Here is a 26,217-nt window from a genome sequence, read left to right as displayed (position 1 = left end):
GGCCATCCAGTTGAAACCTTTCACGGCGTGGTGGGGGCCGTCCCGCCGCCCGCATCGTCGAGGAGCTCCCATGACCCACGCGTCCGACACGGGACTGCCCCCGGTGCTGGCGCTGAAGGACGTCTCCAAGTCCTTCGGTGCCGTACGCGCCCTGCGGGACGTTTCCCTGGAGCTGTTTCCCGGTGAGGTGCACGCCCTCGCCGGTGAGAACGGTGCGGGCAAGTCGACCCTGATCAAGACCCTCGCGGGGGTGCACCGACCGGACGCCGGTCACGTGCTGCTCGACGGCCGGCCCGTTGTCCTGCACGGCCCCGGCGACGCCCGCGACGCCGGAATCGCCGTCATCTACCAGGAGCCCACGCTCTTCCCCGACCTGTCGATCGCCGAGAACATCTTCATGGGCCGTCAGCCCCGGCGAGCCCTCGGCCGCATCGACCACAAGGCCACCCACGCGGCGACCGCCGCCCTGATGAAGCGGCTCGGCGTCGAACTCGACCCCGAACGGCCCGCCCGTGGTCTGTCCATCGCCGACCAGCAGATCGTCGAGATCGCCAAGGCGCTCTCCTTCGACGCCCGGGTCCTGATCATGGACGAGCCCACGGCCGCCCTGACCGGCAGCGAGGTCTCCCGGCTCTTCGGCGTCGTACGCACCCTGCGCGAACAGGGTGCCGCGGTGCTGTTCATCTCGCACCGGCTGGAGGAGATCTTCCGGATCTGCCGGCGTGTCACCACGCTCCGGGACGGCGCCCTGATCGCCAGCGAGCTCCTCGCCGGCATGACCGAGGAGGACCTGGTCCGCCGTATGGTCGGCCGCGACCTCGACGAGCTCTACCCGAAGCAGCACGTCGTGCCGGGTGAAGTCGCGCTGAGCGTACGGCGGCTGACTCGCGAGGGTGTCTTCACCGACGTCTCCTTCGAGGTGCGGCACGGCGAGATCGTAGGCCTCGCCGGGCTGGTCGGCGCGGGGCGCACCGAGGTGGCCCGGGCCGTGTTCGGCGTCGACCGGTGGGACGCGGGGGAGGTCGAGGTCCGGGGCAGGAAGCTGACCAACGGCGCCCCCTCCACCGCGATGGCCGCCGGGCTCGCCCTCGTCCCCGAGGACCGGCGCGCCCAGGGCCTGGTGATGGACATGTCCATCGAGCGGAACATCGGTCTGACCGGACTCCGTACCACCGTGAAGGCCGGGCTGATGGACCGGGGCGCCGAGCGCAGCCGTTCCCTCGACTGGGCGGTCAGGCTCCGGGTGAAGTACGCCCGGATCGCCGACGCCGTCTCCACGCTCTCCGGCGGCAACCAGCAGAAGGTCGTCCTCGCCAAGTGGCTTGCCACCGGCCCGAAGGTGCTGATCGTCGACGAGCCGACCCGCGGTATCGACGTCGGCACGAAGGCCGAGGTGCACCGGCTGCTCAGCGAGCTGGCCGCCGACGGGGTGGCCGTCCTGATGATCTCCTCCGACCTGCCCGAGATCCTCGGCATGGCCGACCGCGTGCTCGTGATGCACGAGGGCCGGATCACCGCCGAGATCCCGCGCGCCGAAGCCACCGAGGAAACAGTGATGGCCGCAGCCACCGGGAGGGCCGCCGCATGACGGTGACCGCCCCGAACGAGACACCGCTCGCCGAGGTGCCCGAATCCAGCGGCACCCGGCTGGTCGACCGGGTCTTCAAGATGCGCGAACTCGCCATCCTGGTCGTCTTCCTGGTGATGATCGCCGTCACCCAGGCGGGCAACAGCGAGTTCCTGTCCGAACAGGGCATCAAGGACCTGCTGCTCAACGCGACCATCCTGGTGCTGGTCGCCACCGGCCAGTCCCTGGTGGTGATCTCGCGGAACGTCGACCTGTCCGTCGGCTCCACCCTCGGCATCGGCGCCTTCGCCGCCGGCACCTGTCTGCAAGGCGGCGGGAACGCGGTCGTCGCCGTCGCCCTGGCCGTCCTGCTCGGCATCGGCTTCGGGCTCCTCAACGGCCTGCTGGTCAGCCTCGGCCAGGTGCCCGCGCTGGTCGTCACGCTCGGCACTCTGTACATCGTCCGCGGCATCGACTCCATCTGGGTCGGCTCCCGGCAGATCACCGCGGCCGATCTCCCGTCCGGATTCGTCGACTTCGGCTCCGGCGGCATCTCGGCGGTGCCCTGGCTCGCGCTCATCGCCCTGGTGGTGCTGGTCGCCACCGCCTACTACCTCAAGCACCTCGGCAGCGGACGCGAGCTGTACGCGCTCGGCTCCAACCCCGAGGCCGCCCGGCTCGCCGGCATCCCCGTGCGCAAGCGGATCCTGACCGCGTACACCTTCTGCGGCGGCCTGGCCGGGCTCGCGGGAGCCATGTACCTCGCCCGCTTCGGCAACGTCGACTCCGGCACCGGCAACGGCTACGAACTCACCGTGGTCAGCGCGGTCGTGGTCGGCGGCATCGCCTTCACCGGCGGCTCCGGCAGCGTGTACGGGGCGGCTCTCGGCGCGCTGCTGCTCACCTCGGTCAACAGTGTGCTGCCCGCCCTCGGTGTCAGCTCCGTCTGGGTGCTCGCCATCAACGGCAGCCTGCTCCTCCTCGCCATCGCGGTCGACCGTGTCGTCGCGCTGCGGGTGGCCCGGGCCCTGAAGAAGAGGAACGCCCGCCATGCCTGACTCCCTGACGCGCGCGATCCGCTGGGACACCGTCGTCGGCGCGCTCCTCCTCGCCCTCCTGCTGCTGTCGTTCTCCTTCGTGGACGGCTTCGGCAACGCCCTCAACCTGTCCTTCCTGATCGGCAACACGCTCCCGATCGCACTGATCGCCCTGCCGATGACCCTGCTCGTGGTCGCGGGCGAGATCGACCTCTCCGTCGCGTCCACGGCCGGTCTGTCCGGGGCCGTGCTGGGCAAGCTCTGGAACGAGGGCATGGCCATCGAGACGATCATCCCGCTGTGCCTGCTCCTCGGCGTGGCCTGCGGCCTGGTCAACGGTCTGCTCGTGACCCGCCTCGGGCTGCCGTCCCTCGCCGTCACCATCGGCACCCTCGCCGCCTACCGGGGCATCGCACAGATCGTGCTCGGCTCGGACGCGGTGACCGACTTCCCCACGCAGTACCTGGACTTCGCGGCCGGACGCATCGGGAACAGCTTCGTGCCCCAGGCCTTCCCGCCCTTCCTCATGCTGCTCGCGATCGCCGTGGTCGTGCTGCACGCCACCCCCTTCGGCCGGTCGCTGTTCGCGGTCGGCGCGAGCGAGGAGGCGGCCCGGTTCGCGGGCATCCGCGTCAAGCGCCACAAGCTGATCCTGTTCACCGCCACCGGTTTCATGGCCTCCCTGACCGGCGTCTTCTGGGCGCTGCACTACGCCAGCGCCCGCTACGACAACGCCACCGGACTCGAACTCTCCGTCGTCGCGGCGGTGTTGCTCGGCGGCATCGACTTCGACGGCGGCAAGGGCACGATCGGTGGCGCGATCGCGGGAGTCTTCCTGCTCGGCGCGCTGCAGAACGTGATGAGCCTGCTCAATGTCTCCGCCCAGTCGCAGATCGTCGTCACCGGCGTGCTGCTGGTCGTCTCCGTGCTCGGTCCTCGGGTCGTTCGCCGGATCTCCCTCGCGAGAGCGGCACGTTCCGCTGGTCAGGCCGTATGACAGGCGCGCGCCGTCTGTGGCTGGTCGCGCCCACGCGGCGGAGCCGCATATCGACACAGCCCCGCGCCCCTTTGGGGCGCGTCCACTCACCTTCGTAAAAAGGATCCGATGATGCGCAAGTCGTCTTTCCGCCGCGCCTGTGCGGCCCTCGCCGCCGTCTCCTCCCTCGCCCTCGCCGCCACCGCCTGCGGCGGCACCACCAAGAACGACGTCAAGAACGAGAGCACCGGCTCGGCTGCCTCGGCCGGCAAGGCGGACCCGGGCGCCGCCCTCAAGAAGGGCCTCACCGTCGGCTTCCTGCCCAAGCAGGTCAACAACCCGTACTTCACCTCCGCCGACAAGGGCGGCGAGCAGGCCCTGACCGAACTGGGCTCGAAGTACAAGGAGGTCGGCCCGTCCAGCGCCACCGACACCGCCGGCCAGGTGAGTTACGTCAACACGCTCACCCAGCAGCAGGTGAACGCGATGGCCGTCTCCGCGCAGGACCCGGGCGCCCTGTGCACCGCGCTCAAGCAGGCCATGAAGAACGGCATCAAGGTCGTCACCTACGACTCCGACACCAACCCCGAGTGCCGCAACGCCTTCGTCTCACAGGCCGGCGCGGAGGACCTGGGCCGTACCGAGGTGCAGTTGCTCGCCGAACAGATCGGCTACAAGGGTGAGATCGCGATCCTGTCGGCCGCGCAGACCGCGACGAACCAGAACACCTGGATCGGCTATATGCAGGACGAGCTGAAGGACCCCAAGTACAAGAACGTCAAGCTGGTCAAGATCGCCTACGGCAACGACGACGCCCAGCAGTCCTTCCAGCAGACCCAGGGTCTCCTCCAGGAACACCCGAACCTGAAGGGGATCATCTCCCCGACCACGGTCGGCATCAAGGCCGCCGCCCAGTACCTGTCCGGCTCCAAGTACAAGGGCAAGGTCAAGCTCACCGGCCTCGGCACCCCCAACGACATGCGCAAGTACATCAAGAACGGCACCGTCGACGCCTTCGAGCTGTGGGACCCGGCCAAGCTCGGCGACCTGGCCGCCCGTACCGCCGTCGCCCTGGTGTCCGGACAGATCACCGGCAAGGAGGGCGAGACCTTCAGGGCCGGCTCCACGTCGTACACCATCGGCAAGGACGGCGTGATCATCCTCGGCAAGCCGACGGTCTTCGACAGCAAGAACATCGACCGGTTCAACTTCTGACGGTCCGATTCCGACCATCCGATTCCGACCGTCCGATGCCGATGATCCGATTCCGGTGATCCAAGGGGTGTTGATGCAGCGCGTGTGCTTCCTGCTGAAGGTCCGGGCGGAGCGTCTCGACGAGTACCGCGAGCGCCACGCCGCCGTCTGGCCGGAGATGCTCGACGCGCTCTCCGCCACCGGCTGGCACAACTACTCGCTCTTCCTGCGCGAGGACGGCCTGCTCGTCGGCTATCTGGAGACCGAGGACTTCGCGGCCGCGCGGGCCGGCATGGCGGCCACCGAGGTCAACGCCCGCTGGCAGACGGAGATGGCGCCGTTCTTCGAGTCGCTGGACGGCGCCGGACCCGACGAAGCCATGAAGCCCCTCACCGAAGTCTTCCACCTCGCCTGAACCGGAGGGTTCCGCTCATGACCGGACGCCCCTCGGTCGTCATGCAGGGCCTCAGTCAACTGGACGCCCAGGCCGTCTACTTCGTGTCCTACGACGGCCTGGTCAACAACAACTCCTTCCAGAAGAACGGCCTGCTGACCCACGGGAGTCATCAGTACGCCGCCTGGTACACCGCCACCCGCCACGCCGTGGTGGCCCGCCGGGCCCTCGGCGGCTCCGGCTGGCAGACCGTCACGCTCCCCCACACCCTCAAGAGCGACGACTCCCACAATGTGATCTCCATGGGCGTCTCGCACACCGACGGCCGGCTCCACCTCGTCATGGACGCGCACAGCGACGGCTTCTTCTACGTCAAGTCGGTCGCCGGACTCCTCGACGACCCGGCGTCCACCTCCTGGACCCCGTCCGTCTTCGGCGTCGTACGGACGACCCTGGACGGGCTCGCCCTCACGTCGCGGTTCACCTACCCCCAGTTCGTCGCCACGCCCGAGGGCAGGTTGCAGCTCAGCTACCGCGTCGGCATCTCCGGCAACGGCCGCAACGCGCTCGCCGAGTACGACGGCTCGGTCTGGACCGCGCTGGGGGAGTGGAGCAGCTCCACCGGCACCTACACCAGCGCGCACGGCTCCAGCGGCGCCCGGAACATGTATCTGCACGGCCTCGACTACGATTCGGCCGGCCGGCTGCACGCCTTCTTCACGTGGCGTGAGCAGAACGCCGCCGTGACGGGCTCCGGCGGGGGGCTCACCAATCACGACACCGGATATGTCCACTCCATCGACCGCGGCCGTACCTGGCGCACCGACGCGGGCACCCCGGTGGGCACCACGGGTACCCCGGACACCGTCGCGGTCACCGACTCCGGCCTGGTCGTCGACTCCCTCGGCCCCGACCACGCCCTGATGAACCAGGAGAGCCAGGCCGTCGACTCCACCGGCCTGCCGCACGCGATCATCAGCCATGTCCCCGGCCGCTTCGGCCCGTGCACCACGGACTACGTCGCCGACCGCACGGCGAACGGCCGGGCCTTCCACGTCCGCAAGGACTCCTCCGGCACCTGGCGGAAGACCGAGATCCCCGTCGTGCCGGACTCCAGCCAGCGCACCAAACTGGTCCTGGACCGGTACGACAACGCCTATGCGATCTTCCCCCACGGCCGGATCGCGGGTGCCTCGAAGTCCTCCGGGTACACGGACTGGGCGCCGCTGTACGACGGCAGTGACCTGAACGCGTTCGGGGAGGTCGTGATCGACGAGACACGGGTCGCGGCGGACAACGTGCTGTCGTTCATGTACCAGGAGAAGTCGGTCGGCACGACCCCCTCGGCACTTCATGTCGTGGACTTCGCACTCCCTGCCTGACCGGTCCGTTCCGGGCAGCGGTGACGGTAATGTGAAGGCCTCCCCGCCGCCCCTCGTTCACCAGGAGGTCCCTGCCCGATGGCCCAGTCGGTGGGTATCAAGGACGTCGCCCGCGCCGCCGGAGTGTCGGTGGGCACGGTCTCGAACGTCATCAACCGTCCGGACTCCGTCGCCAGCGAGACCCGGGCGCGCGTGCAGTCGGCGATCGACCGGCTCGGCTACGTCCGCAGTGAGTCCGCGCGCCAGCTGCGCGCGGGCCGCAGCCGGATCATGGGCCTGCTCGTCCTCGACATGGGCAACCCGTTCTTCGTCGACGTGGCGCGCGGCGCCGAGCGGGCGGCGCGGGAGGCCGGGCTCGGCGTGATGGTCTGCAACAGCGCGCAGAACGCGGGCGAGGAGGCCGAGTATCTGTCGCTCTTCGCCGAGCAGCGGGTGCGCGGGGTGCTGCTCACGCCGGCCGACGCGACCGGGCGCAACATCGAGTCGTTCCGCCGGCACGGCATCCCGTTCGTGCTGGTCGACCGCGTCTCCGAGGGCACCACCGAGTGCTCCGTCTCCGTCGACGACGTGGCGGGCGGCGCCCTGGCCGTGCGCCACCTGGTGGATGCCGGGCACCGCTCCATCGCGTACGTCAGCGGCCCGCCCGGACTGAACCAGGTCCGCGACCGCCGCACCGGCGCCCTGAACGCGCTTGCGGAGGCCGGGCTCGGTCCGGAAGCCCTGCGCGAGCTGCCCACCGAGCGCCTCGATGTCGCGGCCGGCCGGGACGCCGGCGCCCGGCTCCTCGGTCTCGCCGAGCGTCCGACCGCCGTCTTCTGCGCCAACGACCTGCTCGCCCTCGGCGTCCTGCAGGCCATGTACGCCGCCGGGGTCACCGTGCCCGACGACCTCGCCATCGTCGGCTACGACGACATCGAGTTCGCGGCCGCGGCCGCCGTCCCGCTCACCTCGGTACGGCAGCCCGCGGTCACCATGGGCGCCCTCGCCGCCGAGCTCCTGCTGGAGGAGACCGAGATGCAGAACGGGCCGGGCGCGCACGAGCACCGGCGGGTGGTGCTCCAGCCGGAGCTCGTGGTGCGCCGCTCCAGTCTCGCCGCCCGCTGATCTCCGGTTCAGTAAGAATCCATGATCCCGGGGGTCGGACGCCGGACGGACATGTGTTGAACTGGGACGCGACCATCCGTCCGTCCCGGGAGACCTGTTGAGCCTCAGCTACCGCCAGCCCGGCGTCGTCCTCACCGACCGCCACTTCACCGTGCCCCTGGACCACGCCGACCCGCGGGGCGAGACGATCGAGCTCTACGCCCGTGAGGTCGTCGCCAGTGACAAGGCGCGGCAGGACCTGCCGTGGCTGGTCTATCTCCAGGGCGGTCCCGGCTATGGGGCGAACCGTTTCATCGGGCGGCAGGCCTGGCTCGACCGTGCCCTGGAGGAGTACCGCGTCCTGCTCCTCGACCAGCGCGGCACCGGCCACTCCACACCCGCCAACCGGCAGACCCTCCCGCTGCGCGGCGGCCCCGCCGAGCAGGCCGACTACCTCGCCCACTTCCGCGCCGACTCGATCGTCCGCGACTGCGAGCTGATCCGCGCCCGGCTCACCGGCGGCGCCCCCTGGACCGTCCTCGGCCAGAGCTTCGGCGGCTTCTGCACGGTCAGCTATCTGTCCCTGGCCCCGAAGGGCCTGGCCACCGCCGTGATCACCGGCGGCCTGCCCTCCCTCGACGCCCACGCCGACGACGTCTACCGGGCCGCCTACCCCCGCATCGAGCGCAAGGTCACCGCGCACTACGCCCGTTACCCGCAGGACGTCGAGCGGGCCCGCCGGATCGCCGACCACCTGCTGACCCACGACGTCGTGCTGCCGAACGGCTACCCCCTCACGGTCGAGGCCTTCCAGTCCCTCGGCCTCATGCTCGGCGCGAGCGACGGCAGCCACCGCCTCCACTACCTCCTGGAGAACGCCTTCGTCCGCACCCCGCACGGCACCGAGTTGTCCGACGCCTTCCAGGAAGAGGCCCAGGGTCTCCTCTCCTACGCGGACCATCCGCTCTTCGCCCTCCTCCACGAGCCGATCTACGGCCAGGACACCCGCCCCACCGCCTGGGCCGCCGAACGGATCCGCGCCGAGTTCCCGCAGTTCGACGCTCCCAAGGCCCTTGCCGGCGACGCACCGGTGCTGTTCACCGGCGAGAACATCTACCCCTGGATGTTCGACAGCGACCCGGCCCTGCGCCCGCTGCGCGACACGGCCGACGCGCTGGCCGCCCGCACCGACTGGCAGCCCCTGTACGACCCGGCCCGCCTCGCCGCCAACGAGGTCCCGGTCGCCGCGGCCGTCTACCACGACGACATGTACGTCGACACCGCCCACTCCCTGCGGACCGCCCGCGCGATCCGTGGGCTGCGCACCTGGGTGACCGACGAGTTCGAGCACGACGGCCTGCGGGCCGGCGCGCCGCGCGTCCTGGACCGGCTGCTCGCGCTGACCCGTGACGAGGCCTGAGCCCGGACTCAAAAGCGGTTGCGGGCACGGGAGATCGGCATAGTCTGCGCCCATGACCGAGCCGAAGATCAGTCGGCTCCGGCCCATGTCTGCAGCGGGCGAGCGCGGCCAACCGAACGGGGACGGAATGAACGACGAGGAACTCCTGGCGGACCGCTTCGAGGAACACCGCGGTCATCTGCGCGCGGTGGCCTACCGGATGCTGGGCTCGCTCGCGGAGGCCGAGGACGCGGTCCAGGAGGCCTGGTTCAGACTCGGCCGCACCGACCCGGACGAGATCAGGAATCTCGGCGGCTGGCTGACCACCGTGGTCGGGCGGGTCTGCCTCGACATGCTGCGCTCGCGCGGCGCCCGCCGCGAGGAGCCGATGGACGACACGTTCGTCCCGGACCCGGTGATCCGGCCGCTGTCGCAGATCGACCCCGAGCAGGAGGTGCTCCAGGCCGACTCGGTCGGCGTGGCCCTCCTGGTCGTCCTGGAGACGCTGGAACCCGCCGAGCGCCTGGCGTTCGTCCTGCACGACATGTTCGCGGTGCCGTTCGACGACATCGCGCCCGTCGTGGAACGCACCTCGGCCGCGACCCGGCAGCTGGCCAGCCGGGCCCGTCGCCGGGTCCAGGGCGCCACCCCGCCGGCCGATCCGGACCTCGGGCGGCAGCGCGAAGTGGTCGAGGCCTTCCTCGCCGCCTCCCGCGGCGGCGACTTCGAGGCGCTCGTCGCCGTGCTCCACCCGGACGTGGTCCTGCGCGCCGACGCGGGTGCCCTGGTGCGCGGAGCGGCCGCGTCCAAGGTCGTGCACGGGGCCAGGGCGGTGGCCGAACAGGCGGCCATGTTCTCGCAGTTCGCCGGATTCGCCCGGCTCGCACTGGTCAACGGCTCCCTGGGACTCGTCACCGCGCCGGAGGGCAAGCCCATGGCGGTCGCGTCCCTCACCGTCGCCGACGGGAAGATCACCGGGATGTACATCCTGGCCGACCCCGACCGACTCGCCCGGCTCGAGCTGCCCGTACCGCAGGAGTGAGGCTCAGGCGGCCACGACCAGTGGGCCGAGGGCACGGTGCGGGTCCACGGCCCGTCCGTCGGGGAGGAGTTCGCCGGTGTCGTCGAAGACGATGGTGCCGTTGCACAGCAGGCTCCATCCCTGCTCGGGGTGGGCCGACACGATGACGGCCGCGTGGTGGTCGGGCAGGTCGGCGGTGGGGCACGGGGGCTGGTGGCTGCACATGGTCCGTCTCCTCGGTTCGGTCGGCTCCTGCCTGTGCGGGGTGCTCCCTCTGTAGTAGCCGAGCTTGTTTTCCGATGTATGAGAAGACCCCCACAGGGCCGGAAACTCATCGGTGAGTTTCCGTTCCCTGCGGGGCAGTCGGGCCTGCGCGGGCAGGGGTGGTTCCGCAGGTCAGTAGGCTGGGCGTATGCCAGACGAGATAGCCGGCCGGCCCGAACTGCGTGGCGACTGCGCGCGTTGCTTCGGGCTGTGCTGTGTCGCCCTGCCCTTCGCCGCCTCGGCGGACTTCGCGGTCGACAAGCCCGCCGGGAAACCCTGCCGGAACCTCCAGGACGACCACCGGTGCGGCATCCATGCCGACCTGAGAAAGAAGGGCTTCGCCGGCTGCACGGTCTACGACTGCTTCGGCGCCGGTCAGCAGGTCTCGCAGGTCGTCTTCGGCCGACAGGACTGGCGTGGCGGTTCCAAGGAGTATGCCCGGCAGATGTTCGAGGTGTTCCCCGTCGTACGGCAGCTCCATGAACTGCTCTGGTATCTCACCGAGGCGCTGGGCCTGCCCGCGGCCCGCCCCGTCCACGCCGAGCTGCGCGCGGCCCTGGAGAAGACCGAGCGGCTCACCGGGCAGAGCCCCGGGGAACTGGCCGTGTTCGACGTGGCCGCCCACCGGCAGGAGGTCAACGTCCTGCTGCTGCGCACCAGCGAACTGGTGCGGGCGGGCGTCCGCGGCAAGAAGAAGGACCGCCGGGGCGCCGACCTCATGGGCGCCCGCCTCAAGGGGGCCGACCTGCGCGGCGCCGCCCTGCGTGGTGCCTACCTCATCGCGGCCGACCTCACCGGCGCCGATCTGCGCTGCGCGGACCTGATCGGCGCCGACCTGCGTGACGCCGATCTCACGGACGCCGATCTCACCGGCGCGTTCTTCCTGACCCAGCCGCAGCTCAACGCGGCCCGGGGAAGCGCCGGGACCCGACTGCCGACGTCAGTCGCCCATCCCGTGCACTGGGCAGCGCGGCTCTGACGCCGGGGTCTCGGGGACGGTCACCGGCGCGGCCGGCGCGGGCGCGGGGCGGCGCTCCAGATGCAGTCGCAGCCCCTCCGGCATCAGCGTCAGCCGCTCGATGACCCTCAGCCGGTAGTCCGGGTCGGACACGAGGTCGTAGCGGCGCAGCAGCAGACCGAGGACCAGGGTCGCCTCGTGCAGCGCGAACTGCCGGCCGATGCAGGCCCGCGCCCCGGTGCCGAACGGTTTGAAGGTGTGCGGGGCCCGCCCGCGCACGGCCTTCGCGTCGAACCGGTCCGGATCGAACTCCTCGGCATCCGCGCCCCACACCTCGGGATCGCGGTGCAGCATCGGTGTCAGCACCAGCGCCCACGCGCCCCGCCGCATCGGATGCTCCCCGGCCAGCACCGTGTCCTGCCGTGCCTCACGGGCGTAGGCGGGCGCGGTCGGCCACAGCCGCAGCGACTCGTCGAGCACCCGGCGCACATACCGCAACTTGGCGACCTGGTCGTATCCGGGCGCCGGGGTGTCGCCCCAGACCCGGTCCACCTCGGCGCGGGCCCGGGCGGCGACGTCCGGGTGCCGGGAGAGGTAGTGCAGGGCGAAGGACAGCGCGCCGGAGGTGGTCTCGTGCCCGGCCACCAGGAAGGTGATCACCTGGCGCCGGACGTTCTCCGGCGACAGCCGCTCCCCGCTCTCCGGATGCGCGGTGTCGAGCATCCGGTCGAGCAGGTCCCCGTCCCCGCTGCCGGATCGGCGCCGGGCCCGTACGAGGTCGTCGACGGTGCGGTTGAGGTACGCGATGTCGGCGGCGTTGTGCCGGCCGGCCCGCCGCAGCAGCAGCCGGACCAGCGGCGCGGGCACGGTGTTCAGCCGCTGGGCGTAGGTGAGCGTGCCCACCATCGCGGTCACGAAGGGATGCAGCCGGTCACGCTCGAACGACCCGAAGTCGTGCCCGAAGCCGGTGCGGGCGATCGTCTCCAGGGTCAGCTTGGTCATGTCGCCGGGCACGTCCACGGCGCGGCCCGCGGCCAGCTCCCGGTCCCAGTGCTCGGTCAGCCGCCCGGCCACGGCCAGCATCATGGGGTGGTAGCCCTCCATGGCCTCGCGGCTGAAGGCGGGGGCCAGGACGTCGTGCGCCAACTGCCAGCTGGGCTCGTGGTTGTACGCCGTGAACAGCCCGTCCCCGGCGACCGGGCGGAGATTGGCGACCCCCAGGCCCACATGCTTGGCGAACCGGGATTCGTCCGAGATGTCGGCCGTGAGGCGGGCACCCCACACGAACACGAACTCCTTGCCGAACGCCTTGCGCCGGAAGACCGGGCCCAGCTCACGGGCGTAGCGCAGGGAATCCTGCACGGGAGTGCGCCGGTCGACACCGAGCACATCGCCCAGCAGCGGGACCCGGCGCGGCGGATGCGGAATGCGGTGCAGCTCGGGCCAGCCCTGCTCGGCGCCGCGGAAGCCCCTGGGCAGTGCTTTCCCGGCCGTCGTCGACATGTCCGTCTCCGCCATGACGCGATCTCCCTTGAGCCAGTGGCAGGTTGAGCTGCGGTGCCCGTGTTGTACGTGGGTTCAATAACGGGTTTCAGTCTGATCCCGTTGTTGAACCTGCGTCAAGTAAAGTGCGGACATGGCCGCGAACCAGGGCGAGCGCACCCGCCGCAGACTCAGCACCGGGGAGCGCCGGGAGCAGCTCCTGTCGGTCGGGGCCAGACTGTTCTCCGAGAGTCCCTACGACGACGTGTGGATCGAGCAGGTCGCCGAGATCGCCGGGGTCTCCCGGGGGCTGCTGTACCACTACTTCCCGACGAAACGGGACTTCTTCGCGGCGGTCGTCGAGCGCGAGAGCGAGCGAATGCTGCGCATGACGGCGGCGGTGCCCGGGGTGCCGGTGCGTGAGCAGCTCACCGCCGGTCTCGACACCTATCTGCAGTACGTCGAGGCGCACGCCCACGGCTACCGGGCCTTCCATCGCGCCGACGCGGCCGGCGACCAGACGGTACGGCGGGTCTATCAGCGGGCTCTGGCCGCCCAGGAGCAACAGATCCTGGCGGCCCTGTCCGCGGACCCGGAGTTCGGGCCGCTGTTCGAGGCGCGCCCCGAGGTGCGGCTCGCGGTCCGCGGCTGGCTGGCCTTCACCACGGCCGTGTGCCTGGAGTGGCTGCGCGGCTCGGATCTGACCCGGGACCAGGTCCGGGATCTGTGCGCGCGGGCGCTGCTGGGAGTCATCGCCTGACGGTGCGTGCCCGAGCGGCCTGGTTGGCGTGCGCCTCGATCTCCGATAAGTTAGGCAAGGCTTACCTAAGGAGGTTTCGGGATGGGTGACAGCCAGGCCTGGACGGCCGTGCCCGGGGCGGCACAGCAGGCGCGTTCGGTGCTCGCCGCCGCGTGGTCCTGCGCGGTGACCGCGGAGGGCGGCCGGGAGGAGTTCGTCGGCGCGCACACCATGACCGTGGACGGCCGGGTGATCCTGCACGTCCCCGGGGACAGCGCCCTGCTCGCGGCCGCGATCTGCGCACCACGCGGGGAGCCCTCGGCCGTGCTGGAGTTCGCCGACGTCGCGCCCGTCCCGGTGCGCAGCCGGATCCGCGCACGGCTCTGGCTCGCAGGCTGGTTCGCCGTCGAGGACGGCCGACTCGCCTTCCGGCCCACCCGGGTCGTCCTGCGCAGGCCCTCCGGCTCCGTGGTCGTCGGCCTCGACGAGTTCACCGCCGCCGCGCCCGACCCGCTGGCCACCGCCGAGGCCCAGCTGCTGACCCACCTCGCCGACGCCCATCCGGACGCCGTCGAGCGCCTCACCCGCCTGGTCGAGCCCGACAGTCTGCACGCGGCGGTCCGCGTCCAGCCCTTTGCCGTGGACCGGCACGGGCTGACGCTGCGCATCGAGCGCGTCCGCACACACGGCGACGTACGCCTGCCGTTTCACGCGCCCGCCGATGACGTGGGGCAGCTGAGCGAACGCATGCACGTCCTGCTGGCGCAGGCGAGCGCGGCCTCCTGCCCCCGCTCGCTACAGCGGCAGCGCGCAGACGGCGACCGGTGAGGGGAACGGCCCGCCCGCGATCCGCAGTTCACCGCTGTCCGTGTCCACATGGAAGACGCTGACCGTGCCGGAGCGCTGGTTCGCCGCGAACAGCAGCCGTCCGTCCGGCGAGAAGGCGATCTGCCGTGGGAAGTCGCCGGACACCGGCACGGTGTCGAGCAGCCGGAGCCGGGCCCCGTCCGCCTCGACGGCGTAGCGCGTGAGGCTGTTGTGACCGCGGTTGGCGAGGTAGGCGTACGAGCCGTTCGCGGTCACCAGGATCTGCGCCGGGTAGCTGGTGCCCCCGCCGGTGCCCGTGGGCTGCGCCTCGCCGATCGTCAGGCGGCCGGTGCGCGGGTCGTAGCCACACACCGCGACGGTGTTGTCCACCTCGTTGGCCAGATAGGCGTACCGGCCGCCCGGGTGGAAGGTGAGGTGGCGCGGGCCCGCGCCCGGCCGGGTCCCGGCCCGGGCGACCTCGGTGAGCGTGCCCTTCGCCGGATCGAGACGGTAGCTGTAGACGGTGTCGGTGCCCAGGTCGACGGCGAGGACATGACCTCCGTCGGGGCTGGTGACGAACTGGTGCGCGTGGGGCCCCTGTTGCCCGGGACCGGGCGCCGGGCTGGAGTGCGTGACCACGTCGGTGTGCTCCCCGAGGGCGCCCGAGGCGTCGATCGGGTGCACGGCCACGCTGCCCGACTGGTAGTTGGCGCTCAGCAGCCACCGCCCGGAAGGGTGGACGGACAGATGACAGGGCGCCGCGCCGCCGGTGCTCCGGCTGCCGAGGATCCGCCGGTCGGCCAGGCGGACCGCGGTCACACCCCCTTCCGTGCGCTCGTTCACCGCGTACAGGGTGCGGTCGTTCGGATGCACGGCGAGATACGACGGGTCGGCGACGCCGGTGAGCGTGCCGGCGCCGGTGATCGCGCCCGTCGCCGGGTCGTACGTGGCCAGCCCGATGCCGGTGCCGCCGCCCTCCGCCGAGGTGTAGGTGCCCAGGTAGAGGGGGTGCGGGCGGGACGGTGTCCGGGAGGCCTCGGCGGGCGCCGGTTGCCGTGCCTCCGGCGCGCCCGTCCGAGAAGCGTCGGACGCGCCGGTCCCTGGAGCCTCGGGTGCGCTCGCCCGCGGAGCCGCCGGTGCCGGGACGGCGACCACCACCGCGGTTCCCGCCAGGGCCCCGACGAACCGGCGCCGGCTCCAGCCGCCGCCCGCCGCTTGCGCACCACTGTCCATGCCCGCACCCTCAGGTCGTCGGCTGCCTCGGTCGTGACAGCCACCTTGGCGTGGACCCGCGGTCAAACGCAAGAACGGCAATGAGCGTTGCGCAGGGTGCAATGAGGGGCGGTGGCTACCACTCGCCGTCCTCCACCGGCTCGCCCGGCGCGTCCTTCAGCGGCTTCACCTGGCCGGGGGTGGGCTCCTGCCAGGGCTCCAGATCGTCCCCGAGCCAGTCGCCGACGGGCTTGACCGCGCCGAGCGTGTCGGTGGGGGCGAGGTCCTCGCCGTCCTGGTCGTAGTAGTCGTACCAGGGGAGTCCCGCGCGGGTGTACGCCGCCCGGTCCACCGGCGACGGCGGCGGAGCCTCGCCCGTGATGCGGCGCCACTCGGGGGGCGTCACCAGATGCACGAACACCCGCCCGGCCGGCTTCTCGGCCCACTCCTTGAGCTTCCGGTCGTCCTGGTAGACCTCCTGGCGCATCGAACCCCCGACGCCGAGCCCCATGACGGCGGCCATGGGGGAACGCGGCGCGCCCGCGGGCGCCGGTACCGCGCCGGGGGCGGGCGGTGCGCCGGGCGCCGGTGCGGACATGGGCATGGCGGCGCCGTATCCGCCGACCGCCGTGGCCCTGCTCAGCCGCTCCCGGCGGATCCGCTCCTGCCTGCGCCACTCGGCGAGCGGCTCGTCCCGCAGCGGGAACGACTGCAGCTGGACGCCGCCCCACACCTCCTCGCCCGTGACCTGCCCCTCCACCGTCGCACCCAGCCCGAGCGGCACGGCCACGAACTGGCGGACCGTGCCCTTCCCGGAGTTGATGCCGTCCAGCCAGGGCTGCCGGGGCAGTACGACATAGTTCTGCGGCCTGCGGGACAGCCGGTCGCTCCACCGCTTGCCGGACACGGCGCACACCTTGCCGACCCCGACCTGCAGCGCGGCCGGTTCCGTCGTGCCCGCGAAGCTCAGCCACATCGCCTCGCGCAGATACACCGGCAGCATCACGCCACCGCGGGCCCGCCACTGCGCCGGCACCGTGTCCGGGAAGTCGGCCACCCGCCGGACGGGAAACTCACCCAAACCCGGCGGCAGCGGATGTGTACCCGTCTCGGGCAGCCGCAGCGTGCGCACGAACCGCACCGCCACACCGCCCGGCAGCCGCAGCGTGTTCCCGTCGATCCGTACGGCCGTGTCACTCATCCGCGTGTCCCCCTTCGATGCCCCGGGTGTCCCGTCAGTGAGAACGCCCGTCGGCACCCGGCCGGTTCCGGCGCAGCTTCTCGGGTACGCCCACCCGCTCCCGCAGCCAGGTCAGACGGGGCAGCTTCGCGCGCTGCTCACCGGAGACACGGTCCAGTTCCTCCAGCAGACGGCGTGAGCGGTGCTCGGTGTCGAGTTCGTCGATCATCCGGTTCACCTCGGTCAGCACGGCGCCGTGCAGCTGCCAGTGCCGGCTGTCGCGCTCGACCTCGTCCCGCAGCAGCAGGGCCAGCTTGTCGCGGGTGGCCGCCGCCGCGTGCAGCTCCGCGCTCAGCCGCGCCTCCGCCGCGTCCGCGTTGCGGCTGAGGTCGGTGGTGACCAGCACCGCGAAGCTGACCACGGCGTCGCCGATCTCGGACAGCAGCTCCTCGACGGTCGCGCCCGCCTCCGACGCGAACAGCGGCTCTGGGTCGCGGGCCTTGGTCAGATCGGTGAAGGTGCGGGCCAGCACCCGCATCACGACCGTGCAGATCTCCAGCGTGTCCAGGCCGGTCCGCAGCACCACCCGGCGCAGCAGCCCCTCCTTGACGCGCGGATTGAGCCGCAGGCTGTCCTCGGCCTGCCGCAGGGCCGCGTCCACCTCGACGATGTCGTGGTCGAGCCGGCGCGCCTCGTGCAGCCGGGCCGCCGCCACCTCCACCGGAGTGCGGCCGGCGGCCTCCTCGCCCATCCGCAGCATCAGCTGCCGCACCCGCCGCGCCAGGCCCTCGATCGACTCCCCGGCCTCGTCCACCCACACCGGGGGTGGCAGCAGCAGATTGCAGGCCATGCCCACGGCCGCCCCGATCAGTGTCTCCACCACCCGGGCCCACGCCGTGTTCCCGACGGTCGTGACCCCGAGCACCAGCATGGCGCTGATGGCCACCTCGGGCACGTACTCGTCGACGCGCACCAGATGGCCCACGGCCAGCGAGGCAATGATCAGCAGCGCGAGACTCCACCAGGTCAGCCCCACCAGCAGGCTGAAGGCGATGGCGACGAGGACGCCTGCCACCACCGAGTTCACCCGGCGGATGCCGTTCTTCAGCGTGGCGTACAGGGTGACCTGGACGACCAGCAGGGCGGTCAGGGGCGCGGTGAGCGGCGCGGGCTCGGGGCTCAGCCGCAGCGCGAGGACATACGCGATCGTCGCCGCGGCGGCCGAGCGCAACGTCTGTACGACCACGGGGTCCCGGTGACGCCTCAGGAGCCGCGCCGCCCCCGCCGTCCACTTCCGTTCCTCTTGCATCCCTTGGCCTGTTCCCGTTCGGTGGAGGCGTCGAACGTACCCGACGCTGAAGAAAAAACGCCTGCTCCGAGGGCCGTATCCGCCGTCGGCGAGCGTCGGTGAGCGGCGGCCGCCCGGCGGCGGGTGGGGCCTTCCGTACCCTGTACCGATACGTCGAGCGACGGGAGGGGCGGGCGCACGATGGCGGACTCCTGGGAACGGGCCGGGCGGATCCTGGACGAGGCACGCATCCCTCCCGAGCGGCTCGCCGGAGTGCGCCCGCTGGGCGGTGGCACGTACAACTCCGTGACGGAACTGCGGCTCACCGACGGCAGCCGTTACGTGCTGAAGATCGCGCCGACCGCACCCGGTCTGCGGTACGAGTCCCGACTCCTCGTCTCCGAGGCGGAGTTCTGCCGCGCCGCCGCCGAGGCCGGCGTACCGGCACCGCGTACGGTGTCCTTCGGCGCCGACGGCGACGCACCCCATCTGCTGATGACCGCCTGCCCCGGCGAGCCCTGGGACGGCACGGTGGCGGAGGCCGAACGGGTCGTACTGCGAAGGGAGTTGGGCCGCTGGACGGCCCGGCTGCACCGGGTTGCCGGGCCTGGCGGCTTCGGTTATCCGTCCGGCGCGCTGGGCCCGCTCGCCCCGGACTGGCGGACCGCGTTCACCGGGATGCTCGACGCCGTGCTCGACGACGCCCGCCGCTACGGGGCCTGGCTGCCCCGCCCCGCCGACGCGGTGGCCCGTACCACCCGGGCCGCGTACGAAGCACTCGACGAGGTCGCCGTCCCGCGCGCCGTCCACTTCGACCTGTGGGACGGCAACATCCTGGTCGACCGCACGGCGGGGGAGGCCCGCATCGGCGGCCTGATCGACGGCGAGCGCATGTTCTGGGGCGACCCGCTCGCCGACTTCGTCTCCCTCGCGCTGCTCGGGGACATCAGGAAGGACGAGGCGTTCCTGGCCGGCTACCGGGAGGCCGGGGGCCGCGCCGAGTTCGACACCGCGGCCCGCCTCCGCCTCGCCCTCTACCGCGGCTACCTCTACCTGATCATGCTCGTCGAGACGGTTCCGCGGGCCCTGGGGGAGGAGCACGACCGCCGGCTGCGCAAGGCGGTGGCCCCGGAGCTGGTCGCCGCGCTGGACGAGATCGGCGAGTTCACCCGCCCCGCTTAGCTCATAGCGTGAACTAAGGGTTGGACGAATGTCGCGCCGAGCCCACAAGCAGAGGTATGTTGCAGGTCGGACAGGGTTCGAAGGGAGCCACATGGCGGGGCGGAACGGGCGCACGGTACGCGACCTCAGGCGGGGCAACCGCACGGCCGTGCTGCAACGACTGTACTTCGACGGGCCGCTCAGCCGCTTCGAACTCGGCCCGGCGACCGGCCTGAGCTCCGGCTCGGTCAGCAACGTCGTCGCGGATCTGATCGCCGACGGACTGGTCGAGGAGGCCGGCAGCGTCGACTCCGACGGCGGCCGCCCCCGCACCCTGCTGCGGGTCGCTCCGCACAGCGGGCACATGATCGGCGTGGACGTCGGCGAGACCCGGGTCCGCGTCGAGCTGTTCGACCTCACTCTCACCGAACTCGCCCGCGTCGAACGGCCGTTGGAGCCGCAGCGGTACGACGTCGAGGTCATCGTCGGCCACATCCGCGACGGCGTCACCGAGGTCCTCGCCGAGGCCGGAACCGATCCCGAACGACTGCTCGGCGTCGGCGTCGGCGTCCCCGGCATCGTCGAGCACACCGCGGACCGGGGTGCCGTCGTGCACGGGCAGACGATCGGCTGGGACGCCGTACCGCTGGAGGAGCTGCTCCGCTCCGGCTCCCAACTCCCCGGCACCGTCCCGTACTTCATCGACAACGGCGCCAAGACCCTCGGCCAGGCGGAGATGTGGTTCGGCGCGGGCCGCGGCGCCCGCAACGCGGTCGTGGTGCTCTTCGGCTCCGGCGTCGGCGCCTGCCTCGTCACCCCCGAGGTGGAGCACGGGCGGGCTGTCGAGTGGGGGCATCTGACGGTACGGGTCCGGGGCCGGCGCTGCCGCTGCGGCGCGCTCGGCTGTCTGGAGGCCTACGCGGGCGCCGAGTCCCTGCTCGAACGGTGGGAGGAGGAGGGCGGGCGCCCGCCGGAGGGCACCGACGAGGAGACCGCGCTCACCGCGATGCTGGCCGCCGCGTATCCGCCCGAGGGCACGGCCGAGGATCCGGTGGCGCTCGCCGTTCTCGAAGAGACCGCCGAGTATCTCGGGGCGGGCCTCTCCGACCTGATCAACCTGTTCCAGCCCGAGCGGATCCTGATCGGCGGCTGGGCCGGACTCCAGCTCGGCGCCCGCTTCCTGCCCGCCGTACGCCGCCACGCGACCACGTACGCGCTGCGTCACCCGGCCGAGAAGGTGACCATCGACCTGGGCCGCCTCGGCCCCGACGCGGTCACCGTCGGCGCGGCGATCCTGCCCCTGGCCGACTTCTTCGCCCGCGGCGGCCACCGCGCACAGCCGGCGACCGAGGACCGCCTCCCGGCCTGGCGAGCGGCACTCCAGGAACGGGCGCCGCACTGACCCTCCGGGGGAGGAGCCGATTCGGGCCGGCCATCGCGCCAGGTCGGCCGGCGGCCGAGGTCCCGCGGACCGGGACGGGTGCCGCACCGGGGCCGTGACCGGGCCGTCCGGCTGGACCGCGCGTACGGATGCCCCGCAGTCGGGCACACCTGCCGCCCCGACCGCACCCGTCCGGCCGCCGAGGTGGTGGCCCGGGCTGTCGGGCTCGCCGACGCGTGCCGGGCCGCCGGCGCACGGGTCGTGCCGGTGCGGACGGAGACCTCGCCCGACGGCGCCGAAGAGGTTCTTGGCCGCGCCGAGGCCTCGCCGCGCCGGGGATCGGGCCCGCCCGTACGACCCGGGGCCCAACGCCGAGCGGCCGGACGCACGCGACGGCGTGATCCTGATCCTGGCTCCCCGCACGTTTGGCAGCCCGCCCACGCGGTACTCGCGTACCGCTCGAACCGACGCGAGGGGAGTACGTCGTGGCCGACCGTCGCCACCGCGGGGCCGTTCCGCGTGACATGCAGGACCAGCAGACCCGCACCGGGGAGGACCCGTGGGAGGCCGCCCCGAAGGAGCCGACCGGCGACCGCGCCGGGGAGGACGTCCCCGACACCGACGAGGCGGGTACGGGGCGGCGGGGTGCACGGCGCTCGGGGGCGGCGCACCCCGAGCAGCCCGTACCGGACGAGCCCACCGACTGAACTCCGCGTCGGGGTCCGCCCCTTGACCTCCGAGGTAATCGACGCCCGCCGCCCCTCCCGCAAGCATGGACGACGTACCCAGTCAGCCGCTCGACCAGCGGATTCCAGGAGGACGTCCCATGCCGTACTTCGACAGCCCCGCCGACGGCACGCGCCTGCACTACGTCGACTACGGACCGGCCGACGGCCCGGTCGCCGTCTTCGTCAACAGCGCCTACCTCGGGACCGAGATGTGGGAGCGGCAGATGCTGCCGCTGGCGCAAGAGGGCCACCGCTGCGTCGGTCTGGACCGGCGCGGGCACGGGCGGTCCGACGACGTGTGGGACGGCTACGACCTCGACACCCTCGCCGACGACCTGCATGCGCTCCTGGACCGGCTGGATCTGCGCGAGGTGACCCTGATCGGCCACTCGCTGGGCTCCGCGGAGATCGTGCGCTGTCTGACCCGGCACGGCGCCGGGCGGGTGGCCCGCGTCGCCCTCGTCTCCGGCATCGCACCCGGCGTGGTGCGCTCGGCCGGCAACCCGGACGGCTGGGACCCGGAGGCCATGCGCGCCGGGACCGAGACCTTCCTGCGGGACCGGGCGGCATTCTTCAACGACCCCGACGCGGTACGGGACTTCTTCGCCCTCGGCCGGCCCGGCGTCGACCTGTCGCCCGCCCACGTCCGCCATCTCAAGGACCGCTGCATGGTCGCCACGGCCCGGGCGTCGAGCGCCGTCCAGGAGACGATCGCCACCGTGGACGTCGCCCCCGAACTGGCCGAGCTCGACCTGCCGGTGCTGGTCCTGCACGGTTCGCTCGACGTCTCCGCGCCCCTGGAAACGACCGGCCGTCGCAGCGCGGCGCTCGCGCCCGACGCCACGCTCAAGGTCTACGAGAACGCGGGCCACGGACTGTTCGCCACGCACGCCGGCCGACTCACCGCGGATCTCCGGGAGTTCATGGCCGTGGCGCAGGCGGCCCGACCGGTGAAGACGGTCTAACCGGCGAAGGCGTTCACCCCCGTCAGCTCCGCCGACAGCGCCCACAGGCGGGCCGCCTGCTCCGGATCCGTCGCCCAGTCCTTCACACCGGTCCGCTCCCCGTCCGCGGGGGCGGGCTCGGCGATGTCGCAGTCCTCCAGGTACACCCCGCCCATGCCGTCCAGCTGGGGCGAGGTGGCCGCCCACACCTGGGTGGCAGCGCCCTGCTGCGGGGTCTTGAAGCCCTCGGGGTTCAGTGGGTTGCCCTGCTCGTCGATCCAGCCGCGCTCGACCATCTCCTCACGGGGCAGATGCCGCTGCAGCGGGGTGATGATGCCGCCCGGGTGCAGCGAGAAGGCCCGCACGCCGAAGTCCCGGCCCAGCTTGTCGAGGTGCACGGCGAAAAGGACGTTCGCCGTCTTCGCCTGCCCGTACGCCTCCCACTTGTCGTAGCCGCGGCGCCAGTGGATGTCGTCCCAGCGGATGCCGGAGAAGTGGTGGCCGCGGGAGGAGACGGAGACGACCCGGGCGCCGCCGGGGGCGATCGCCGGCCACAGCCGGTTGACCAGGGCGAAGTGCCCGAGGTGGTTGGTGGCGAACTGCGCCTCCCAGCCGGGCCCGACCCGGGTCTCCGGACAGGCCATGATCCCGGCGTTGTCGATCATGAAGTCGACCCGGCGGCCGGAGGCCAGAAAGCGCTCGGCGAAGTCGCGCACGCTGTCCAGGTCACCGAGGTCGAGCTCGTCCAGCTCGACCCCGTCGATCCCGGCGAGCGCCTCCCGTGCCGTGTCCGGGCGCCGCGCCGGTACGACGACATGGGCGCCCGCACCGGTGAGCGTGCGGGTGGTCTCCAGACCGAGGCCCGAGTAGCCGCCGGTGACGATCGCGATGCGTCCGGACAGGTCGATGCCCCGCAGGACGTCCTCGGCGGTGCTGTCGGCGCCGAAACCCGAACCGATCTTGTGCTGTGCAGTAGTGCTCATGTCCGGAACGCTACGAATTGGAGTGCACTCCAAGTCAACTCGAAGTCGACTCGATGTCACACGGGACGAGCGGGCGTGAGCCGCGCGGGCCGCAGACAGCGGAAAGCCCCGACCGCGACGGGGGAATCACGGTCGGGGCGGCTGAACGGCGGGCACGGACAGCGGTCGCCTCTCGGCGATGAAGGGATCCACAGGACTTCAGCGAGGCCCGGGGGCACTGTCCCATCCGCACCCACGGCTGGTTCAACGGGCAACCACCCTTGGGTGTTCCAGCGGCCGGCCGGTACGGCGGTGATCTGCGTCACTGCGCCCGCGCCGGCACCCGGCCCTCCCGGGTCCAGGCCAGCAGCTCCGGGGCGGACCACGTGGTCACCACCCGCTCGGCGGGCACCCCGCACTCCTCGGCCCGGGCACAGCCGTGGATCTGCCAGTCCAGCTGGCCGGGTGCGTGCGCGTCGGTGTCGATCGAGAACAGGACACCCGCGTCGACGGCCCTCCGCAGCAGCCGCAGCGGAGGGTCGAGCCGCTCCGGACGACTGTTGATCTCCACGGCCGTGCCCGACTCGGCGCACGCGGCGAACACCGCGTCCGCGTCGAACTCCGACTCCGGCCGCCCCCGCCCCGTGATCAGCCGCCCCGTGCAGTGCCCCAGGATGTCCGAGAGCGGGTTGCGCACGGCGGCCAGCATGCGGCGGGTCATCGAGCGGGCGTCCATCCGCAGCTTCGAGTGCACGGACACCACGACCACATCGAGCCGCTGAAGCAGGTCCGGCTCCTGGTCCAGCGAGCCGTCCTCCAGGATGTCGCACTCGATGCCGGTGAGCAGCCGGAACGGCGCCCAGGTGGCGTTCAGCCCCGCCACCACCTCCAGCTGCTCGCGCAGCCGCTCGGGCGACAGCCCACGGGCGACCGTCAGCCGCGGGGAGTGGTCGGTCAGCGCCGCCCACTCATGTCCCAGGCGCGCCGCGGTGCGCCCCATCTCCTCGATCGGGCTGCCCCCGTCCGACCAGTCGGAGTGCAGATGGCAGTCCCCGCGCAGCCGCTCCCGCAGCCGCTCCCCGCCCTGGACGAGCGGGCCCCCGGCCTCCTCCTCCAGCGCACGCAGATACTCGGGCACCTGCCCGGCCAGGGCCTCACGCACCACCTGCGCGGTCTTCGGGCCGACGCCCTTGAGCGACTCCAGCGTCCCGGCGGCCGCGCGCCCGGCCACCTCCCCCTCGGGCAGTGCCGCGAGCACCCCGGCGGCGGTGCGGAAGGCACGTACCCGGTACGTCGGCGCCAGGGACCGCTCCAGCAGGAAGGCGATCCGGTCCAGAGCCTCGACGGGGTCCATGGCCACCTCCGCCTCCAGGGTTGCGCAGCGCGAACGGGGCCGCACGACGGGTGGCGGAGGCCGGCCCACCGTCCGAAGAGTGACTCACGTCACACGTTTTCGCCGGTGGCGTTCTACGCTCTATGCATGACCGAAATAGCAAGCCCCCACATCTCCTACCCGCGCATCCTGGTGCACGGAGTGATGACGGGTAAGCCGGGCACCCTGCCCTTCCGCATCGTGGAGATCGACGGTCAAGTGGTCTGTGAGGCGCGTGCCATCACCGATGTCCTGGAAACTGCCGCGGCTTACGGCATCACCGTCCACGACCTGGACGACCCCGAGGTGGTCCGCTGGGTCGGCGGCGACAAGTTCACCTGGGTGCCGCGCCGCTAGGCGCGCTCCCGGCAGCCTCAGCCGACCGTCCACTTCTGGTTGGCGCCGCCCGTGCAGGTCCAGATCTGCAGCCGGGTGCCGTTGGCCGGATTGTTGCCGGTGACGTCCAGGCACTTGTTCGCCTGGGGGTTCACGATGTCGTGCGCCGCGGAGACGGCCCACTTCTGGTTCGGTCCACCGGTGCAGTCCCACAGCTGGACGGTCGAGCCGTCCGCGGTCCCGTTGCCGGTGACGTCCAGGCACTTGCCGAGCGCCCGAATGGTGCCGTCCGAGCCGACCGTCCACTGCTGCGCGCCGGTTCCGTTGCAGTCGTAGAGCTGTACGGGGGTGCCGTTGGCGGAGTTCGCCCCGGCCACGTCCACGCACTTGCCGGCCAGCCCCTTGATCGCGACCGCGGCCGCGGAGTCGCCGGTCGTCACCGAGACCGAGTCCACCACCAGCTGCTGCGGGAAGACGGTGGAGCCGTCCGGGTCGCCGGGCCAGTAGCCGCCCACGGCCAGGTTCAGGATCAGGAAGAACGGTTTGTTGAACACCCAGGTCCGGCCGCCCAGGTCGGCCGGTGTGCGCCGCTGGTAGACGGTCCCGTCCACCGACCAGGTGATCGAGTCGGGCGCCCAGTCGACGGCGAAGGTGTGGAAGGCGTCCGCGAAGGCCTGGCCGCCGGGCAGCGAGTAGCCGGCACCGATGCCGCCCGAGCCGGAGTAGCCGGGGCCGTGGATGGTGCCGTGGATGGTCGAGGGCTCGTAACCGACGTTCTCCATGACGTCGATCTCGCCCGAGTCGGGCCAGTTGACCGGTGTGCCGAGCATCCAGAACGCGGGCCACATGCCCTGTCCGCGCGGGATCTTCATCCGGGCCTCGACATGCCCGTACTGGGCGGTGAACTTCCCGGCGGTGTTCAGCCGGGCCGAGGTGTACTGGCAGGTGCCGTACCAGCACTGGTAGCCGGCCGGGTTCTCGCGCCGGGCGGTGATCACCAGATGGCCCTGGCCGTCCAGGGCCGCGTTCCTGTTGCCCGCCGTGTAGTACTGGCGCTCGTGGTTGTTGACGTTGTCGCCGGTCTCGGTCTGCCACTTCGAGGAGTCGGGCGCCGCGCCGGCCGGCCCGTCGAAGCTGTCCGAGAAGGTCACGGCGGCGGCGGAGGAGGCGCTGGAGGCATCCGCCCGCGCGGGGCCGATCGCGGCGGACGCGACCAGGGCGGCGGACAGGGCGGCGAACAGACATCTGCGGAGCAGGCGTGGGGAGGCCATGGCACTCCATTCCGGTGGGGGACGGACGGGTCGCCACTTGATTTAAGAAGTGAGATAAGAAGGCGTCAAGAGTCTGGTC

General features: G+C 71.9%; 25 protein-coding genes. 17 read left to right on the top strand and 8 right to left on the bottom strand.

The features are described from left to right. Positions 1-70: 70 nt before the first annotated feature. The 9 genes from ACZ4EG_RS10455 to sigJ all read left to right on the top strand — a co-directional run bounded on the left by ACZ4EG_RS10455 (position 71) and on the right by sigJ (position 10,074). Complete coding sequence (locus ACZ4EG_RS10455; RefSeq protein ID WP_467790322.1) at positions 71-1,588, top strand: sugar ABC transporter ATP-binding protein; 1,518 nt, start codon at positions 71-73, stop codon at positions 1,586-1,588. Further along, on the top strand, positions 1,585-2,625 hold the full coding sequence (locus ACZ4EG_RS10450; protein WP_467790321.1) for an ABC transporter permease: 1,041 nt from the start codon (positions 1,585-1,587) through the stop codon (positions 2,623-2,625). Before ACZ4EG_RS10455 ends, ACZ4EG_RS10450 begins: the two co-directional genes overlap by 4 nt. Continuing rightward, on the top strand, positions 2,618-3,601 hold the full coding sequence (locus ACZ4EG_RS10445) for an ABC transporter permease (protein ID WP_467790320.1): 984 nt from the start codon (positions 2,618-2,620) through the stop codon (positions 3,599-3,601). Before ACZ4EG_RS10450 ends, ACZ4EG_RS10445 begins: the two co-directional genes overlap by 8 nt. Before the next feature lie 111 nt (positions 3,602-3,712). Continuing rightward, positions 3,713-4,795, top strand: a complete 1,083-nt coding sequence (rhaS, locus tag ACZ4EG_RS10440) for a rhamnose ABC transporter substrate-binding protein (RefSeq protein ID WP_467790319.1) — start codon at positions 3,713-3,715, stop codon at positions 4,793-4,795. Between the two features lie 73 nt (positions 4,796-4,868). Next, the gene (locus ACZ4EG_RS10435; protein ID WP_467790318.1) at positions 4,869-5,189 is read left to right on the top strand and encodes an L-rhamnose mutarotase; all 321 of its coding nucleotides are present in this window, start codon (positions 4,869-4,871) and stop codon (positions 5,187-5,189) included. Between the two features lie 17 nt (positions 5,190-5,206). Beyond that, positions 5,207-6,550: a BNR repeat-containing protein gene (locus tag ACZ4EG_RS10430; protein WP_467790317.1), complete on the top strand. Its 1,344-nt coding sequence runs from the start codon at positions 5,207-5,209 to the stop codon at positions 6,548-6,550. Positions 6,551-6,628: 78 nt separating this feature from the next. Next, positions 6,629-7,654, top strand: coding sequence for a LacI family DNA-binding transcriptional regulator (locus tag ACZ4EG_RS10425; RefSeq protein ID WP_467790316.1), 1,026 nt, complete (start codon positions 6,629-6,631; stop codon positions 7,652-7,654). A 97-nt stretch (positions 7,655-7,751) separates the two neighbouring features. After that, positions 7,752-9,053: an alpha/beta fold hydrolase gene (locus tag ACZ4EG_RS10420; RefSeq protein ID WP_467790315.1), complete on the top strand. Its 1,302-nt coding sequence runs from the start codon at positions 7,752-7,754 to the stop codon at positions 9,051-9,053. Positions 9,054-9,180: 127 nt separating this feature from the next. Further along, on the top strand, positions 9,181-10,074 hold the full coding sequence (gene sigJ / locus ACZ4EG_RS10415; RefSeq protein ID WP_453546818.1) for an RNA polymerase sigma factor SigJ: 894 nt from the start codon (positions 9,181-9,183) through the stop codon (positions 10,072-10,074). A gap of 3 nt (positions 10,075-10,077) precedes the next feature. Here sigJ and ACZ4EG_RS10410 read toward each other — a convergent pair whose 3' ends face one another. Beyond that, positions 10,078-10,278, bottom strand: coding sequence for a DUF5999 family protein (locus ACZ4EG_RS10410; protein WP_390705810.1), 201 nt, complete (start codon positions 10,276-10,278; stop codon positions 10,078-10,080). Between the two features lie 187 nt (positions 10,279-10,465). Here ACZ4EG_RS10410 and ACZ4EG_RS10405 point away from each other — a divergent pair, with 187 nt between their 5' ends. Then, the gene (locus ACZ4EG_RS10405) at positions 10,466-11,296 is read left to right on the top strand and encodes a pentapeptide repeat-containing protein (protein ID WP_453545923.1); all 831 of its coding nucleotides are present in this window, start codon (positions 10,466-10,468) and stop codon (positions 11,294-11,296) included. On the opposite strand, the gene ACZ4EG_RS10400 is transcribed toward ACZ4EG_RS10405, so the two are convergent. Further along, a complete protein-coding gene (locus ACZ4EG_RS10400; RefSeq protein WP_467790314.1) occupies positions 11,258-12,793 on the bottom strand; it encodes a cytochrome P450 in 1,536 nt (511 codons plus the stop codon). The two genes, ACZ4EG_RS10405 and ACZ4EG_RS10400, sit on opposite strands and share 39 nt — an antisense overlap. Positions 12,794-12,911: 118 nt before the next feature. Between ACZ4EG_RS10400 and ACZ4EG_RS10395 the strand changes: the two genes are divergently transcribed. Both ACZ4EG_RS10395 and ACZ4EG_RS10390 read left to right on the top strand, forming a co-directional pair. Next, positions 12,912-13,517: a TetR/AcrR family transcriptional regulator gene (locus ACZ4EG_RS10395; protein WP_467790313.1), complete on the top strand. Its 606-nt coding sequence runs from the start codon at positions 12,912-12,914 to the stop codon at positions 13,515-13,517. A gap of 81 nt (positions 13,518-13,598) precedes the next feature. Then, positions 13,599-14,324 carry a DUF2470 domain-containing protein gene (locus tag ACZ4EG_RS10390; protein WP_467790312.1) on the top strand — a complete coding sequence of 242 codons (726 nt, stop codon included), beginning with the start codon at positions 13,599-13,601 and terminating at the stop codon, positions 14,322-14,324. Here the strand turns inward: ACZ4EG_RS10390 and ACZ4EG_RS10385 are convergent. The 3 genes from ACZ4EG_RS10385 to ACZ4EG_RS10375 form a co-directional block, all read right to left on the bottom strand. Further along, a complete protein-coding gene (locus tag ACZ4EG_RS10385) occupies positions 14,292-15,536 on the bottom strand; it encodes a lactonase family protein (protein WP_467790311.1) in 1,245 nt (414 codons plus the stop codon). The genes ACZ4EG_RS10390 and ACZ4EG_RS10385 overlap by 33 nt on opposite strands. Before the next feature lie 115 nt (positions 15,537-15,651). After that, positions 15,652-16,716: a hypothetical protein gene (locus tag ACZ4EG_RS10380; RefSeq protein ID WP_453545933.1), complete on the bottom strand. Its 1,065-nt coding sequence runs from the start codon at positions 16,714-16,716 to the stop codon at positions 15,652-15,654. 34 nt (positions 16,717-16,750) lie between these two features. Next, entirely contained in the window at positions 16,751-18,004 is a 1,254-nt protein-coding gene (locus tag ACZ4EG_RS10375; RefSeq protein WP_467790310.1) for an FUSC family protein, read from the bottom strand. Between the two features lie 180 nt (positions 18,005-18,184). Here ACZ4EG_RS10375 and ACZ4EG_RS10370 point away from each other — a divergent pair, with 180 nt between their 5' ends. The 4 genes from ACZ4EG_RS10370 (at position 18,185) to ACZ4EG_RS10355 (ending at position 22,218) form a co-directional block, all read left to right on the top strand. Then, entirely contained in the window at positions 18,185-19,165 is a 981-nt protein-coding gene (locus tag ACZ4EG_RS10370) for a phosphotransferase family protein (protein WP_467790309.1), read from the top strand. A gap of 91 nt (positions 19,166-19,256) precedes the next feature. After that, the gene (locus tag ACZ4EG_RS10365; RefSeq protein WP_467790308.1) at positions 19,257-20,546 is read left to right on the top strand and encodes an ROK family protein; all 1,290 of its coding nucleotides are present in this window, start codon (positions 19,257-19,259) and stop codon (positions 20,544-20,546) included. Between the two features lie 503 nt (positions 20,547-21,049). Next, the gene (locus ACZ4EG_RS10360) at positions 21,050-21,232 is read left to right on the top strand and encodes a hypothetical protein (RefSeq protein WP_467790423.1); all 183 of its coding nucleotides are present in this window, start codon (positions 21,050-21,052) and stop codon (positions 21,230-21,232) included. A 119-nt stretch (positions 21,233-21,351) separates the two neighbouring features. Continuing rightward, positions 21,352-22,218 carry an alpha/beta fold hydrolase gene (locus ACZ4EG_RS10355; RefSeq protein ID WP_467790307.1) on the top strand — a complete coding sequence of 289 codons (867 nt, stop codon included), beginning with the start codon at positions 21,352-21,354 and terminating at the stop codon, positions 22,216-22,218. On the opposite strand, the gene ACZ4EG_RS10350 is transcribed toward ACZ4EG_RS10355, so the two are convergent. Then, the gene (locus ACZ4EG_RS10350) at positions 22,215-23,180 is read right to left on the bottom strand and encodes an SDR family NAD(P)-dependent oxidoreductase (protein ID WP_467790306.1); all 966 of its coding nucleotides are present in this window, start codon (positions 23,178-23,180) and stop codon (positions 22,215-22,217) included. The genes ACZ4EG_RS10355 and ACZ4EG_RS10350 overlap by 4 nt on opposite strands. A 301-nt stretch (positions 23,181-23,481) precedes the next feature. Further along, positions 23,482-24,513, bottom strand: coding sequence for a PHP domain-containing protein (locus ACZ4EG_RS10345; RefSeq protein WP_453545948.1), 1,032 nt, complete (start codon positions 24,511-24,513; stop codon positions 23,482-23,484). A gap of 126 nt (positions 24,514-24,639) precedes the next feature. Between ACZ4EG_RS10345 and ACZ4EG_RS10340 the strand changes: the two genes are divergently transcribed. Beyond that, positions 24,640-24,888, top strand: a complete 249-nt coding sequence (locus ACZ4EG_RS10340) for a hypothetical protein (RefSeq protein ID WP_453545950.1) — start codon at positions 24,640-24,642, stop codon at positions 24,886-24,888. A gap of 17 nt (positions 24,889-24,905) precedes the next feature. Here the strand turns inward: ACZ4EG_RS10340 and ACZ4EG_RS10335 are convergent, their stop codons facing one another. Next, a complete protein-coding gene (locus tag ACZ4EG_RS10335) occupies positions 24,906-26,138 on the bottom strand; it encodes a ricin-type beta-trefoil lectin domain protein (protein WP_467790305.1) in 1,233 nt (410 codons plus the stop codon). Between the last annotated feature and the right edge of the window lie 79 nt (positions 26,139-26,217).

The sequence above is a fragment of the Streptomyces sp. NPDC025638 genome (genome assembly GCF_055558775.1).
Note: the sequence above shows the minus strand (reverse complement) of the source record. Positions and strands in the feature narration are given on the sequence as shown.

What these genes read in the sequence shown, in the direction of transcription:
- ACZ4EG_RS10455 (WP_467790322.1), top strand. Translation starts at nt 71, where the DNA reads ATGACCCACGCGTCCGACACGGGACTGCCCCCGGTGCTGGCGCTGAAG.
- ACZ4EG_RS10450 (WP_467790321.1), top strand. Translation starts at nt 1,585, where the DNA reads ATGACGGTGACCGCCCCGAACGAGACACCGCTCGCCGAGGTGCCCGAA.
- ACZ4EG_RS10445 (WP_467790320.1), top strand. Translation starts at nt 2,618, where the DNA reads ATGCCTGACTCCCTGACGCGCGCGATCCGCTGGGACACCGTCGTCGGC.
- rhaS (WP_467790319.1), top strand. Translation starts at nt 3,713, where the DNA reads ATGCGCAAGTCGTCTTTCCGCCGCGCCTGTGCGGCCCTCGCCGCCGTC.
- ACZ4EG_RS10435 (WP_467790318.1), top strand. Translation starts at nt 4,869, where the DNA reads ATGCAGCGCGTGTGCTTCCTGCTGAAGGTCCGGGCGGAGCGTCTCGAC.
- ACZ4EG_RS10430 (WP_467790317.1), top strand. Translation starts at nt 5,207, where the DNA reads ATGACCGGACGCCCCTCGGTCGTCATGCAGGGCCTCAGTCAACTGGAC.
- ACZ4EG_RS10425 (WP_467790316.1), top strand. Translation starts at nt 6,629, where the DNA reads ATGGCCCAGTCGGTGGGTATCAAGGACGTCGCCCGCGCCGCCGGAGTG.
- sigJ (WP_453546818.1), top strand. Translation starts at nt 9,181, where the DNA reads ATGAACGACGAGGAACTCCTGGCGGACCGCTTCGAGGAACACCGCGGT.
- ACZ4EG_RS10410 (WP_390705810.1), bottom strand. Translation starts at nt 10,278, where the DNA reads ATGTGCAGCCACCAGCCCCCGTGCCCCACCGCCGACCTGCCCGACCAC.
- ACZ4EG_RS10405 (WP_453545923.1), top strand. Translation starts at nt 10,466, where the DNA reads ATGCCAGACGAGATAGCCGGCCGGCCCGAACTGCGTGGCGACTGCGCG.
- ACZ4EG_RS10400 (WP_467790314.1), bottom strand. Translation starts at nt 12,793, where the DNA reads ATGGCGGAGACGGACATGTCGACGACGGCCGGGAAAGCACTGCCCAGG.
- ACZ4EG_RS10395 (WP_467790313.1), top strand. Translation starts at nt 12,912, where the DNA reads ATGGCCGCGAACCAGGGCGAGCGCACCCGCCGCAGACTCAGCACCGGG.
- ACZ4EG_RS10390 (WP_467790312.1), top strand. Translation starts at nt 13,599, where the DNA reads ATGGGTGACAGCCAGGCCTGGACGGCCGTGCCCGGGGCGGCACAGCAG.
- ACZ4EG_RS10385 (WP_467790311.1), bottom strand. Translation starts at nt 15,536, where the DNA reads ATGGACAGTGGTGCGCAAGCGGCGGGCGGCGGCTGGAGCCGGCGCCGG.
- ACZ4EG_RS10380 (WP_453545933.1), bottom strand. Translation starts at nt 16,716, where the DNA reads ATGAGTGACACGGCCGTACGGATCGACGGGAACACGCTGCGGCTGCCG.
- ACZ4EG_RS10375 (WP_467790310.1), bottom strand. Translation starts at nt 18,004, where the DNA reads ATGCAAGAGGAACGGAAGTGGACGGCGGGGGCGGCGCGGCTCCTGAGG.
- ACZ4EG_RS10370 (WP_467790309.1), top strand. Translation starts at nt 18,185, where the DNA reads ATGGCGGACTCCTGGGAACGGGCCGGGCGGATCCTGGACGAGGCACGC.
- ACZ4EG_RS10365 (WP_467790308.1), top strand. Translation starts at nt 19,257, where the DNA reads ATGGCGGGGCGGAACGGGCGCACGGTACGCGACCTCAGGCGGGGCAAC.
- ACZ4EG_RS10360 (WP_467790423.1), top strand. Translation starts at nt 21,050, where the DNA reads ATGCAGGACCAGCAGACCCGCACCGGGGAGGACCCGTGGGAGGCCGCC.
- ACZ4EG_RS10355 (WP_467790307.1), top strand. Translation starts at nt 21,352, where the DNA reads ATGCCGTACTTCGACAGCCCCGCCGACGGCACGCGCCTGCACTACGTC.
- ACZ4EG_RS10350 (WP_467790306.1), bottom strand. Translation starts at nt 23,180, where the DNA reads ATGAGCACTACTGCACAGCACAAGATCGGTTCGGGTTTCGGCGCCGAC.
- ACZ4EG_RS10345 (WP_453545948.1), bottom strand. Translation starts at nt 24,513, where the DNA reads ATGGACCCCGTCGAGGCTCTGGACCGGATCGCCTTCCTGCTGGAGCGG.
- ACZ4EG_RS10340 (WP_453545950.1), top strand. Translation starts at nt 24,640, where the DNA reads ATGACCGAAATAGCAAGCCCCCACATCTCCTACCCGCGCATCCTGGTG.
- ACZ4EG_RS10335 (WP_467790305.1), bottom strand. Translation starts at nt 26,138, where the DNA reads ATGGCCTCCCCACGCCTGCTCCGCAGATGTCTGTTCGCCGCCCTGTCC.